Annotated in this window: 4 protein-coding genes; all 4 read left to right on the forward strand. The window is 69.9% G+C overall.

What is annotated here, in order from left to right; genetic code table 11:
• Window positions 1-142 precede the first annotated feature (142 nt).
• Window positions 143-11788 (forward strand): DUF7927 domain-containing protein, encoded by an 11646-nt coding sequence (locus OIE47_RS23650; RefSeq protein WP_326556718.1) that lies wholly within the window; start codon window positions 143-145, stop codon window positions 11786-11788.
• An 18-nt stretch (window positions 11789-11806) separates the two neighbouring features.
• Complete coding sequence (locus OIE47_RS23655) at window positions 11807-12475, forward strand: hypothetical protein (RefSeq protein ID WP_326556719.1); 669 nt, start codon at window positions 11807-11809, stop codon at window positions 12473-12475.
• Between the two features lie 450 nt (window positions 12476-12925).
• Entirely contained in the window at window positions 12926-13594 is a 669-nt protein-coding gene (locus OIE47_RS23660) for a hypothetical protein (protein ID WP_326556720.1), read from the forward strand.
• Between the two features lie 270 nt (window positions 13595-13864).
• Window positions 13865-15052, forward strand: coding sequence for an elongation factor Tu (gene tuf / locus OIE47_RS23665; RefSeq protein WP_326556721.1), 1188 nt, complete (start codon window positions 13865-13867; stop codon window positions 15050-15052).
• The last annotated feature ends 99 nt before the right edge of the window (window positions 15053-15151 follow it).

Raw genomic sequence — 15151 nt, forward strand, 5'->3', positions numbered from 1 at the left:
TAGGTCTCGCTTATTCCTATTATCCGGTATAGAGGCAATGGTGCCCGTTATACCCTCGGTGAGTCATACGGGGGGTATGTGTGGAAACGCGACTTTCGCTCGGTTTGGTGATCGGGGCCAGTACCGAAGCCGCGGAGACGCTGTGAACAGCAGAAGGCTGGCAGCACGGCGGAGGATCGGTGCCGGGGTTGTCGCCGTGCTGCTCGCGACACTGGCGGTCGTCCTGCCAGCGACCGTGGCGTCGGCGGTCGGCTCGACCCTGTTCGATCAGCCGTTCCACAACAATTCGGCGAACGGTCTCGGCGCCGTCATCCTGCCGGCCCTACCGGCCGGCGGGACGGGGACGAACGTCGCCTGCCTGACCGCTTCGGGTAATCCCGGTACGGGTGGGTTGTACAGCTGCACGGGAACGACCGACCCGCTCGGCAGCGGCAAGCTGCGTCTCACCGATACCACCATCAACAAGATCGGTGGCGTGTTCGGCGCGGCGAGCGTCCCCACCTCGATGGGTCTGGACGTCACGTTCAACCTCTACCAGTGGGGCGGTGGCAACGCGGACGGGATGTCGCTCGTCCTCGCGGCGGTCGACCCCACCGGCGGGACCGCGCCCGCGACCCTCGGGCAGGTCGGTGGCGGGCTCGGCTACACCAGCACCAGAGCGTTGAACGGCCTGGCCAACGGCTACCTGGGCATCGGCTTCGACGTCTTCGGGAACTACAGCACTCCGACGTACCAGGGGACTGGCTGCGTCGATCCGCCGTTCATCAGCGCGACCAAGACCGCGGGCCAGGTGGTGGTTCGCGGGCCGGGGCGCGGAACGGTCGGCTACTGCGGGCTGAACAGCACCGCCACGAACAGTTCCTCCCCGGTGATTCCGTTGCGTGCGGCCACCCGGGCCGCCTCGGTCGTTCCGGTCGAAGTGGTGATCAATCCGACGGCCAGTTCGTTCACCACCGCCTCTGGCCTGGTCGTCGCTGCCGGTACCTACCTGGTGAGGTTCACGCCCGTCGGTGGGGCCCCACGTTCCCTGACAGGCCCGCTGCCCGCGGTGGCCGCCGGCCTGTACCCGTCGGCGACGTGGTTGAACAGCAGCGGGATACCACGGCAGCTCGCCTTCGGTTGGGTGGGTTCCACCGGTTCGGTGGTGGACAACCACGAGGTCGACAACACCAAGGTGGTCACCTTCACCCCGGTGCCGGACCTGAACGTGTCGCAGACGAGCTACACCGGCCCGACGCCGCAACCCGGTGACCCGGTGAACTACACGGTGGTCGCCGGGGTCGATGTCGGCGCCGACGAGACCGCCCCGATCTCGGTGACCGAGACCTTGCCGACCGGCGTGGTACCGGTGGGCGCGTTCGGCACGGGCTGGGTCTGCGCGGCCCCGGTCGGACAGAAGATCACGTGTACCAACAGCAACGCCCCGTTTGCCAACGGATCCACCCTGTCGCCGGTCAGCATTGTCGGCATCGTGACCGGAACGGGCGTCACACCGACCCTGATCCAGACCGGGTCGACCGCCGCCGCCTCGTCCATCGACGCCAACCCCGGCCTCGCGTTGACGACGACCGCGGGTACGGTGCCGGCCACCCCGAGCGGGATCACCGTCACGCCGGCCACCAGCACGATCGCCGGTGGCATCCCCGTCACGGTCGGCGGCACCAACATCGCCGGGGCCACCGCCATCGAGATCGGCACCACGGCCGAGCAACAGGCAGGCACGCCGGTCACGCTGCTGCCCTGCCAGTCCGGCCCGGCGGCCGGATGCTTCACCGTGAACGGCGACGGGACACTCGCGATCTCGTCCATGCCGGCCCGGACCACCGCCGCCACGGTGGGCATCACCGTGGTCACCAGGGGCGTCGCCGCCGCCGCGAGTTACGTCTACACCGACCGGCCGGGCACCCCGGCCGCCCCGACCGCGACCGCCGGCCTGGGCAGCGCCACCGTCAACTGGGTCGCGCCGGCGAGCAACGGCAGCCCGATCACCAGCTACATCGTCACCCCGATCCGCAACGGGGTGGCCCAGACCCCGATCACGTACGACGCCTCCACCACCAGCCGGGTGCTCACCGGGCTGACCGTCGGCGCGACGTACACCTTCACGGTCACGGCGGTGAACGCGATCGGCACCGGTCTGCCCAGCCCGGCGTCGGTCGGGGTGGTGCCGTTCAGCCTGCCCGGAGCGCCGACGATCACGGCCGCGAGCGCCGGGGACTCGTCCGCGACGTTGACCTGGACCGCACCCGGCACCGGAGGAAGCCCGATCACCTCGTACGTGGTCACGCCGTACATCGGCAACGTCGCGCAGACCACGCAGACGTTCGCCGGGGCGGCCACCACCCAGACAGTGACCGGGTTGACACCGGGTACGGCGTACACCTTCACCGTCACGGCGACGAACGCCGGCGGCGCGGGTCCGCCCTCGGCCCGGTCCGCGGCGGTGACGCCGAACTTCTCACCGAGCCTGTCCAATCCGCCGCCGCCGACCGGTGAGGTCGGTGTGGCGTACAGCGTGCCGCTCACCGTCACCGCCGGTACGGCACCGTACGTCTGGTCGGTCAGCGCGGGTTCACTGCCGCCCGGGGTGACCCTGAACGCCTCCACCGGCCTGCTCTCCGGCACCCCGACCGCCGCCGGCAGCTTCCCCTTCACCGTCCAGGTGACCGACGCCAGCAACCAGTCCGCCACCCAGGCGTTCACCGTGGTCATCGCACCGCAGCCGACGTTGACCTTCCCCGCACCGCCGCAGGGCCAGGTCGGCATCGCCTACAGCGTGCCGTTCACGGTCAGTGGTGGTACGGCCCCGTTCACCTGGTCGATCCCGGCGGGTAGCCTGCCGCCCGGCCTCACCCTCAACACCGCCACCGGTCTGCTCTCCGGCACGCCGACCCTGGGCGGCAACTACTCCTTCACCGTCCGGGTGGTGGACGCGTTCGCGCAGGTAGCCAACCGTACGGTCGCGCTCGGCATCACCGCCTCGCCCACCCTGACGTTCCCGCCGCCGCCACCGGGCCAGGTCGGCGTGCCGTACAGCGACCAGTTGACCGTCAACGGTGGCACGGCCCCGTTCACCTGGTCGGTCTCGGCGGGCAGTCTGCCGCCGGGCCTCACCCTCAACACCGGCACCGGTCTGCTCTCGGGCACGCCGACCACCGTCGGCAGCTACCCCTACACGGTGCAGGTGGTCGACGCCGCCGGGCAGCAGGCGACCCAGGCGGTCACCCACGTGATCGCGGCGGGCCCGCTGATCGTGTCGAAAACCGCCAATGTCAACGCCGTCGCCTCCGGCGGAACCGTCAACTACTCCATCACCGTGACCAACACCGGCTCGATCGCCTTCACCGGCGTCAGCGTGACCGACCCGCTCGGTGGGGTGCTGGACGACGCCACCTACAACGCGGACGCGACCGCCACCTCGGGCACGGTGTCGTTCGTCAACCCGACCCTCACCTGGACCGGTGACCTGGCCGCAGGTGCGGCCGTCACCATCACCTACTCGGTCACCGTGGCCAACCCGTCCGCCGGTGACCTGAGACTGACCAACACGGTGACCTCCGGGACGCTCGGGACCAACTGCGCCGCCGGCAGTGTCGACGCCCGGTGCACCGCCAGCGTCCCGGTGGCCGTGCTGACCATCGTGAAGACCGCGGACATGGCGACCGCGACACCCGGGGACGTCGTGCACTACACCGTCACCGTGACCAATGCCGGCCAGGCCACCTACGCGAGTGCCGGGTTCACCGACGCGCTGGTTGCGGTGTTGGACGACGCGACGTACAACGCCGACGCGGTGGCGACGGTCGGCGCGGTCGGGTTCACCTCGTCGAACCTGACCTGGACCGGTGTGCTCGCGGTCGGCGCGAGCGCCACCATCACCTACTCGGTGACGGTGCGCAGCCCGGACCCGGGCGACAAGGTCATGACGAACACGGTGACCTCCGCGACCCTGGGCAGCAACTGCCCGTCCGGGGGCAGCGACGCCCGCTGTACGGCGACGGTCACCGTGCTGGTACCGGGCCTGGTGCTGACCAACACCCCGAGTACGACGACCACCACGCCCGGATCGACCGTCGGCTACACCGTGGTCATCAGCAACACCGGGCAGACGCCGTACACGGGGATCAGCGTCACCGACTCCCTGGCGGGGCTGCTCGGCCGGGCGACGTACAACGGTGACGCGACCGCCACCAGCGGCACGCTCGGGTACGTCAGCCCGAACCTGACCTGGACCGGCAACCTCGCGGTCGGCGCCTCGGTGACCATCACGTTCACCGCGACCGTCACCGCCGCCACCACCGGCCAGTCGGTGCTGACCACCGTGCTCTCGTCGACGGCCGTCGGCAACAACTGTGCCGCCGGCAGCATCGACGCCCGGTGCACCGCGACGGTCACCGTCCTCATCCCCGGCCTGACCCTGCTCAAGACCGCGAGTACGCCGACCGCGACGCCGGGAACGGTGGTGGCGTACCGGATCGAGGTGACCAACACCGGCCAGAGTGCCTACCTGGGGGCGACCTTAACCGATTCGCTCTCCGGGGTGCTCGACGACGCCTCCTACGACGCCAACGCCGCCGCCACCGCCGGAGTGGTGAGCTACACCGCCCCGACCCTGTCCTGGACCGGCGACCTCGCGGTGGGCGCGACCGCCGTTATCACGTACTCGGTCACGGTCTCCGTTCCCGATCTGGGCGACCGGACGCTGACCAACCGGGTGGTCTCACCGACGGCGGGGGCCAACTGCGCCGGGGACAGCACCGATCCGCGCTGCGTGGCGGTCGTCGCCGTGCTGCTGCCCGGACTGACCCTGACCAACACGCCGAGCGCGGCGACCGCCACTCCCGGCGACACGGTCGGTTACACCATCACGATCGCGAACACGGGCCAGTCCGCCTACTCCGCGATCAGCGTGGCCGATGACCTGACCGCCGTGCTCGACGACGCCGTCTACAACGCGGACGCCACCGCCAGCACCGGCACGGTCACGCTCAGCGGCTCCGTGCTGACCTGGACCGGTTCGCTCGCTGTCGGGGTGACCGCCACCGTGCAGTTCTCGGTCACGGTGCGCGCCCCCGACTCCGGCAACCGGGCGATGGTCTCGACGCTCACCTCGACCGCCGCTGGCAACAACTGCCCGTCGGGCGGCACCGATCCGAGATGTACGGCCAGTGTCACGGTGCTCATCCCCGGCCTTGAGGTGGTCAAGACCTCCGACGTGGCCACGGCGACACCGGGTGGCGTGGTGTCGTACACGATCACGGTGACGAACACCGGCGAGACCGCGTACGTGGGTGCCAGCGTGACGGACTCGCTGGCGAACCCGCTCAACGACGCCACGTACAACGGTGACGCGACCGCGTCCACCGGCACCGTGTCCTACACCGCCCCCACCCTGAGCTGGCTGGGCAACCTGGCGGTCGGCGCCTCGGCGTCGATCACGTACTCGATGACGATCCTGAACCCCGATCCGGGTGACAAGATCCTGTCCAACACGGCCGTCTCCACCACCCCCGGCAGCAACTGCCCGGTCGCGGGCACCGACCCACGTTGCACCGCCACCGTGCTGGTGGAGGTGCCGGCGTTGACGATCACCACGACGGCCGACGTGGCCAGCACCGCGCCCGGCTCGGTGGTCGGCTACACCGTCACGATCACCAACTCGGGCCAGACGGCGTACCCGACGCTGACCGTCACCAACGCGTTGGCCGGGGTCCTCGACGACGCGGTCTACAACAACGACGCCTCGGCCTCCGCCGGCACGGTCGGTTTCACCAGCCCCAACCTGACCTGGACCGGAAGCCTGACCCCGGGTGCTTCGGCGACCATCGCCTACTCCGTCACGGTGGCGAATCCGGACACCGGCGACCTTGTCCTGAACAGCCGGGTCGCCTCGGCGGCCGTCGGCAGCTCCTGCCCGGTCGGCAACACCATTCCCGCGTGCGCGGTGAGCGTGCCGGTCGCCCGGCTGCTGATCGTCACCACGACCGACGTGGCCACCATCACGCCGGGAGGCGTGATCAGGGTCGACGCCACCTTCACCAACACCGGCCAGGTGCCCTACACCGGGATCAGGGTCAGCGCCGACTTCTCCGACTTCATCGACGACGTCCTCCCCACCGGTGACCAGACAGCCTCCTCCGGCACCCTCATCGCCGGCTCCGGCGGCGCGGTCTGGACCGGCGACATCCCGGTAGGGGAGACGATCACGCTGACCGGCACCGCCACCGTGCTCGATCCGGACCCGGGCAACCACGTGATCAGGGGTAGCTGGTCGTCGGCCGCGCCGGGCAACAACTGCCCGGCGGGAGGCAGCGACCCGCGTTGTGCGTTCAGCGTGGCCGTGCTCATACCGGGGCTCGGCATCACCAAGACTGCGGACAGTGCGACCGCCGTACCGGGCGCGGCTGTCGGCTACACCCTGACGGTGACGAACACGGGTACGGCGCCGTACACCGCGATCAGCGTCACCGATCCGCTGACCAGCGTGCTGGATGACGCGACGTACAACGGCGACGCGAGCGCCAGCGCGGGTGTGGTGTCGTACGCGGCACCGACGCTGACCTGGACCGGCGACGTCCCGGTCGGTGGGGCCGTGACCATCGCCTACTCGGTCACCGTGCGGTCGCCCGATCCCGGCAACAAGATCATGGTGAACACCGTCAACTCCACCGCCGCCGGCAGCTCCTGTTCCGCGGCCGGCCAGGCGGCCGGTTGCACCGCGACCGTCCTGGTGCTCACACCCGCGCTGACCACGGTGAAGTCCGTCAACGCCGTGGCGGCCACGCCGGGCAACACCCTGACCTACACCGTGTCGATCACCAACTCGGGGCAGATCGCCTACACCGCCATCAGCGTGGTCGACGACCTGACCGACGTGCTCGACGACGCGGTCTACAACGGCGACGCGGGCGCCACCGGCGGTTCGATGTCATACGCGGCACCGGTGCTGACCTGGACCGGCGACCTGGCCGTCGGGGTCACCGTCACCGTCACCTACACGGTGACGATCGACAACCCCGATCCCGGCGACCAGAGCATGGTCAACTCGATCAGCTCGGGCGCGCCCGGAGCCAACTGCCCAGCGCTCGCGACCGACGCCCGGTGCACGGTCACCGTCGCGGTGGTCCCGTCGACCGAACTCAGCTTCATCAAGACCGCCGACGTGACCTCCACGACCGCCGGATCGGTGGTGACGTACACGATCGTCGTCGCGAACTCGGGCGCGTCGCCCTACCTTGGCGCCGACTTCACCGATTCGCTGACCGACGTGCTCGACAACGCCGACTACAACAACGACGCGGTGGCGACGGGGAGCGGGACCGTCGACTACGACGAACCAGTGCTCTCCTGGAACGGCGACGTGCCGGCGAACGGGTCCATCACCGTCACCTACTCCGTGACGGTGCTCGCCCCCGGCGGCGACAACAGCATGAGCAACACCCTGGTCTCGGCCGCGGAGGTCAGCAACTGCACCGAGGGCAGCGTCGACCCCCGGTGTACGACGGTGGTGACGGTCTCGGAGTTGACCATCGTGAACACCGCCGACGTGGCCACCACCACGCTGGGTGGCACGGTCACCTTCACCGGGGTCATCAGCAACACCGGTGGCACCCCGTTCTTCGGCGTCACCGTCTCGTTCGACCGTGCGGACCTGCTCGACGACGCCATCCTCACCAGTGACGCGGTCTCCTCGGGAACCCTCGTGGTCACGCCGACCACGCTGGAATGGACCGGCGACATTCCGGTGGGCGACGAGGTCACGATCGAGAGAAACTTCCTGGTACGGAATCCCGATCCGGGCGACAAGGTCATGACGAGCGTGGTCAGGTCGGCGATCCCGGGCAACAACTGCCCGTCCGACGGGACCGACCCACGGTGCACGGCCAGCGTGGCGGTACTGCTCCCCGGCCTGAGCATCGCCAAGACGGCCAACGTGCCCGTCACCACCCCCGGTGGGACGGTCGGTTACACCATCAGGATCACCAACACCGGCACCGCCCCCTACTTCGGTGCGGTGGTCACCGACAACATGACCGGTGCACTCGACGACGCCACCTACGGCGGCGCGACCACCGACACGGGAAGCCTCTCGTACGTCGCACCGACGTTGACCTGGACCGGGGACCTGCCGGTGGGTGCGATCGCCGTCATCACGTACTCGATGACGGTGAACAATCCGGACCTGGGCGACAAGGTCATGGTGAACGTGGCGTCGTCCACCGAGGTCGGTAGCGACTGCCTTCCGGCGAGCGCCAACCCCGCCTGCACGGTGCTGCGCGCCGTGCTCACGCCCGCCCTGACCATCACCACCGCCGCCGGCACGGCCAGTACGACACCCGGTGCCGTGGTCGGCTACACCACCACCATCGCCAACACCGGCCAGACCGCCCAGTCCGGCGTCACGGTGACCAACGCGCTGGCCGGAGTGCTGGACGACGCGTCGTACAACGGCGACGTCGTGGCGTCGGCCGGCACCGCCGTCTTCACCAGCCCGAACCTGGTCTGGTCCGGCACCCTCGCCCCGGGCGCGACCGCGACCGTCACCTACTCCGTCACGGTCGCCGTCCCGGATGCCGGCAACCGCATACTGACCGGCACGGTCACCTCCGCGGCGGTCGGCAGCACCTGCCCGGCGGGCAACACCAACCCCGCCTGTACGAGCACGGTGACGGTTTCCGTCCTGACCATCGTGAACAGCCCGGGGGCTCCCACCGCCGTTCCGGGCGGAACGGTCGTGTTCACCACGACGGTGACCAACACCGGGCAGACGCCGTACACCGGGATCAGCCTCACCACCGACTTCGCCGGCTCGGTCGACGACGCGTCGTACAACGGTGACGCCGCCGCTTCGACCGGCACCATCGCCCTGGTGCCGCCCACGTCGATCCGGTGGACCGGCGACCTCGCCCCCGGTGCGAGCGCCACCATCACCCGCTCGTTCACCGTGCACGACCCCGATCCGGGCAACCGGAGCATGACCTCGGTGGTCACCTCGACCGCGCCCGGCAACAACTGCCCGTCGGATGGCACCGACCCGGCCTGCACCGCCACGGTCACGATCCTGGTCCCGGCCCTGAGCGTGCTGAAGACCGCGAGCAGCGCCACCACCGTCCCCGGCGGGATCGTCGGCTACACGATCACGGTCACCAACACCGGTGAGACGCCGTACCCGGCCGCGACGATCAGCGACAGCCTGGCCGGGCTGCTCGACGATGCGAGCTACAACACCGACGCCACCGCCAGCGTCGGTACCGTCGCCTACACCGCCCCGAACATCACCTGGACGGGGGCGCTGGCGATCGCCGGGACCGCGACGATCACGTACACCGTCACCGCCGACGATCCGCAGACCGGCGGCCGGATCCTCACCAACACCGTCAGCTCCACCAGCTCGGGCAGCAACTGCCCGCCCGGTGGAACCGATCCGGCCTGTGCCGTGACCGTCCAGGTGCTGCTGCCGGCCCTGAGCATCGCGAAACACGCGAGCGCCGGCACCACCACGCCGGGCGCCACGGTCGGCTACACCATCACCGTCACCAACAGCGGGCAGACCCCGTACACCGGGGCCACCCTGGCCGACGACCTCGCCGGTGTGCTCGACGACGCCGTCTACCAGGGCGACGCCGCCGCTTCGGGCGGGGCGGTCTCGTACGACGAACCGGTGTTGACCTGGATCGGTGATCTCGCCGTGGGCGCCGCCGTCGTGGTGAGTTACTCGGTCGTGGTGCGCACCCCGGCCACCGGTGACCGGAGCATGGGCAACGCGGTCACCTCCACCACCGTCGGCAGCAACTGCCCGGCCGGCGGCACCGACCCGGCCTGCGCCGCGACCGTCGCGGTGCTCATCCCGGCGCTCGCGATCACCAACGTCGCCGACGTCGCCACCGCGACCCCCGGTGGCGTCATCCGGTTCACCGCCACCTTCACCAACGTCGGTCCGACCGCCTACACCGGCATCAGGATCGTGACCAACGCGTCGAACGTCTTCGACGACGCGCGACCCAACGGCGACCAGGTCGCCAGTTCCGGCACCCTCACCGTGGTCGGCGCCGCCGTGACCTGGATCGGCGACATCCCGATCGACGGCGTCGTGGTCGTCACCGGGACCGTCACCGTCAACAGTCCGGACACCGGCAACCGGACCATCGCCAGCACCATCACCACCGACGCGCCGGGCACCAACTGCCCGACCGCCGCACCGGGGCCCGGCTGCACCGTCACCGTGTCCGTCCTCCTGCCCGGCCTGGCGATCCAGAAGACCGCCGACAACCCCACGACCACACCGGGCGGGACCGTCACGTACACGATCTCCGCCACGAACACCGGTGAGACCGCGTACCTCGGCACCACGATCACCGACTCGCTCGCCGGTCTGGTGGCCGACGCCGCGTACAACGGCGACGCGGTCGCCTCCAGCGGGGCGCTGTCGTACAACGCCCCGGTCCTGACCTGGACCGGCGACATACCGATCGGCACCGCCGTCACCATCACCTACACCGTGACGGTCGGTGGTTCCCAGACCAGCGGGCGGATCCTCACCAACACCGTCACCTCCGCCGCGCAGGCCAACAACTGCCCGACCGGCAGTCTCGCCCTGGCCTGTACCGCCAACGTCGCGATCCTGATTCCCGGCCTGAGCATCACCAAGGCGGCGGACACCGCGACCGTCACCGCCGGTGGCACGGTCACCTACACGATCAGGGTGACCAACACCGGGCAGTCGCCGTACGTGGGCGCGACGTTCGCCGACCCGCTCACCGGGGTGCTCGACGACGCCGACTACAACTCCGACGCCGCGACCACACTCGGCGAGGTCTCCTACGACGAGCCGGTGCTGAGCTGGTCGGGGGACCTACCGGTGGGCGGCGCGGCCCTGATCACCTACTCGGTCACCGTGAACTTCCCGGACGACGGCGACGAGATCCTGGTCAACACCGTCACCTCCGACACCCCCGGCGCCAACTGCCCGGGTGGTCCGGCCTGCACGGCGACGGTTGCCGTTCTCGTCCCGGCGCTGACCATCACCAAGACCGCCGCCAGCAGTACGGTGGTCGCCGGTGGGACGCTCCAGTACACCGTGCTGATCACCAACAGCGGGGAGTCGCCCTACCGCGGCGCGACGGTCACCGACTCCCTCGTCGGAGTGCTCGACGACGCCGGCTACGGCAACGACGCCACCGCCACCACCGGCGCGCTCACGTACACCACCGCGGCACTGTCCTGGACCGGTGACCTGCCGGTCGGTGCCACCGCCGCGATCACGTACACCGTGCTGGTCAACCAGCCGACGACCGGCGACGGGCAACTCGTCAACACCGTCACCTCCACCACCCTCGGCAACAACTGTCCGGAGGACGGGACCGACCCCCTGTGTGTCACCGACACCACCGTGGTGGAGCAGAGCATCACCCTCACCGACCTGCCCGCCACGGTCGCCATCGCGGGCCTCTCCGGCGACGTCGCGAGGAAGGACGACGCGGTCAGCATGACGGTCATCACGAACAGTCCCACCGGCTACCTGGTGACGGTCCAGGCCCTGGCGCCCGAGCTCACGCCGGCGCTTCCCGCCAACCCGGACACCATCCCGATCGAAAACCTCCGGGTACGCGAGAACGGCGCCGGGCCCTTTCTACCGCTGTCCGACGAGACCGCGCTCGTCCTGTACCGACAGTCGACACCATCGGCCCCCGGCGGGGACGCGATCAGCAACGACTACGAGGTTCTCATCCCGGAGGTCGTGGCCGATGAGTACTCCGTGACGTTGGAGTACATAGCGATCACCCAGTAGGAAGCAGCTAGGAGCATCATGTCCAACCTCCCCGCCCTTGCCGTAGCCGCCGTGGTGTCGATGATCACGATGTCGGTGGCCGTGCCGGCCGCACCTCGGACGGGCGTGGCCCCGACGCCGACGGTCGACGCGGAGCAGCCGTTGCTGAGCATCGCGATCGACAACGGACGGACCAGTGCCGCCGCCGGCGACGAGCTGACGTACAAGATCACGATCCGCAATCTCGGTACGACGGAGGCGAAGGGACTCGAGATCTCGCAGAGCCTTCCCGCGGGTCTGACGTTCGCCGCCGCCGACAACGGTGGCACCGCCGATGCCGATCGGGTCGTCTGGCCGACCGATTTGAAGACCGGTCAGGAGGCGACGTTCACCACCGTCGCCCGGCTCGGGCAGACGCCCGACGAACTGCTCCGCCTCGCCACGGTCGCATGCGCCACCGCCGACGGGGCCGAGAAGCCGCTCGTCTGTGCGACCCACTCGGACCTGCTGCCCGCCGGTGCCGTGGCCACCCGTACCGAGGAGAAGGCCGTCACCCCCTGGATGCGGTACGGCGCAGCCGCCGCGGCACTGGCGGTTCTTGCACTGGTCACGACCGTTCTCCTGCGTCGACGTCGTCGACGGCTCCTGGCGGCACGACCCGAGGCGGGAACGGGTAGGCACCTGGCCCGCGCGAGCGTCGCGGACTGATCCGATGGCCGTTGCGACGCTGACCGGGCCGACCACCGCGCACCGTACCCGCCACCGCGAGACCGAGGTATACCGAGGTCGGTACGGCAATGGACAGCTCACCTGCCAGGACGGTGATGGTGGCGTCAACGTCCTGGGCGGCCCCCGCCCGCATCGGACACCCGAGGACCAGGAGGCAGGCGATGGCCGCCGAGAGTGGAGCCCACCTCACATTTCCACCCGACTTCCTCGTTCGGACCATTGTCGTGAATAGAGAGCATCCTGTGGTCTGTTTGGACAGTGGACAGTGCTTTCGGTCGGGACGGAAACGATGGCTCGGGTGCAGAGAGTTCGATCGACCAGGCGTTTTCCCGCGAGTTATGCGGCTAGGATGAATGGCGGTTACCACGCGACTAAGGATTCGAACGAGAAAATATGTGGATCAATCTCATTCGAGCGACGCTCCCGGTCGTGTTCGTGATGACGCCGACCGCGCCCGCGGTCGCCCGGCAGCCCGCGCAGCCGGACTTCGCGCTCAATGTGAGCCCGAGCCGGGTGCTCGTCCCGGCCGACCAGACGGCGCGACCCCGACAGTTCACCGTGACCAACCAAGGCCGTATCCCGGCTGATGTCGTGACCCGGATGGAGAGCTTCACGGCGGGGGAAGACGGCGATCTCCACTTCCGGTCGGACGCACCCCACTCGGCCGCCGGATGGGTCCGGGTCCAGCCGGAACGCTTCCGTCTGGACGGTGGGACGGCGGGACAGGTGAGCCTGCACATCGCCGTACCGGCCAACGCCGAACCCGGTGAGCACCAGGTCGCCGTGATCTTCTCGGTGTCCGCTCCGGACGGTCGTACCGGCATCGGCGTGAATCGCAGCGTGGGTGTCCCCGTGTACGTCACGGTCGCGGGGGAGGCCGTCGACCCGGTCGAGGCGACCACGGCGACCGGCGGCATCCTGCCGTTGCGGCTGATCGGACTGGTGCTGCTGCCCGTTCTGACCCTGCTGCTGGGCGGGCTGCTGGTCCGGCGTCGGCTGGTCCGGCGTCGGCTCGGCCGCCTTGGGCCACCCGGTCCCGGGCTCCCTGTGCCCGTGGGGAATATCGATGGCGACGGGCGGCGTTCCGACCTAACGTGATCGCCATGTTCGCCACCGCAGCCGTCGTGCGGCCCGCAGGTCTACACCTGCCGGCTGCCGCCGACGCCTGCCCGCGGCTGGCTGATACGCGAAGCTGACCCTCCTCCCGCACCAGCGGAACCCACGGAGGAGGGTGGCCCGGTCTCCCCGGCGTCGCCCCGAGTGACGCCGCGACGCGCGGTTCTGGCGCGGTTTCTCTTTCGCGGATTGGCATCCGCCCGCGTACCTCCGTCCGCCATTCCAGCTCCACCCTTCGCGGAGAAAGCCATCATGGCCAAGACCCAGTTCGTCCGTACCAAGCCGCACCTGAACATCGGCACGATGGGACACGTCGACCACGGCAAGACGACGTTGACCGCCGCCATCACGAAGGTGCTCGCCGACCGGGACCCGGCGGTCAACCGGTTCGTCTCGTTCGACGGCATCGACCGGGCACCGGAGGAGGTCGCCCGGGGCATCACCATCACCATCGCCCACGTCGAGTACGAGACCGCGACCCGGCACTACGCCCACGTCGACATGCCCGGCCACGCCGACTACGTGAAAAACATGATCACGGGGGCGGCGCAGGTGGACGCGGCGATCCTGGTCGTCTCGGCGCTCGACGGTGCGATGCCGCAGACCCGCGAGCACGTACTGCTGGCCCGGCGGGTCGGGGTGCCGTACCTGGTGGTGGCCATGAACAAGGCCGACGCGGTGACCGACCCCGAGCTGCTCGACCTGGTCGAGTTGGAGGTGCGGGAACTGCTGACCGAGTACGGCTTCCCCGGCGACGAGGTCCCGGTGGTACGGGTCTCGGCGCTGCGTGCCCTGGCCGGTGACCCGCGCTGGGTCGCCTCCATCGGTGAGCTGCTCGACGAGGTCGACCGTTACGTCCCGGTGCCGCCGAGGGAGCTGGGGGAGCCGTTCCTGATGCCGATCGAGAACGTACTCACCATCTCCGGCCGGGGGACCGTGGTCACCGGTGCGGTCGAGCGTGGCACGTTGCGCGCCGGGGACCAGGTGGAGGTGGTCGGGCTCGGTCCGACCCTGGCCACCGTGGCGACCGGGCTGGAGACCTTCGGTCGTACGTTGGTCACCGCCGAGGCCGGGGACAACGCGGCCGTACTGCTGCGCGGGGTCAAGCGGGACCAGGTGCAGCGCGGTCAGGTGCTGGCCGCGCCGGGCAGCGTCACGCCGCACCGGGCCTTCACGGCGCAACTGCACGCGCTGACCACCGCCGAGGGTGGCCGGCACACGCCGTTCCACGCCAACTACCGGCCGCAGTTCTACTTCCGTACCACCGACGTGGTCGGTGCGGTCGACCTGGGCGAGTTGGCGCAGGTCGCGCCGGGCGACACCGTGGAGCTGACGGTACGGCTCGGCCAGCCGATCGCGATGGACGTCGGGCTCGGGTTCGCGGTCCGGGAGGGCGGCCGTACGGTCGCCGCCGGCACGGTGACCGCCCTGCTCGACTGACCCGGGCGGTAGACGCGGCGAACGGGTGCCCGGTGAACGCGGCGAACGGGTCCGGTGCTGTCGAACGTACGACGGCACCGGACCCCGACGCCGCGCGGC

Origin of the sequence: Micromonospora sp. NBC_01796, assembly GCF_035917455.1 — a bacterium.
Lineage (GTDB): Bacteria > Actinomycetota > Actinomycetes > Mycobacteriales > Micromonosporaceae > Micromonospora_G.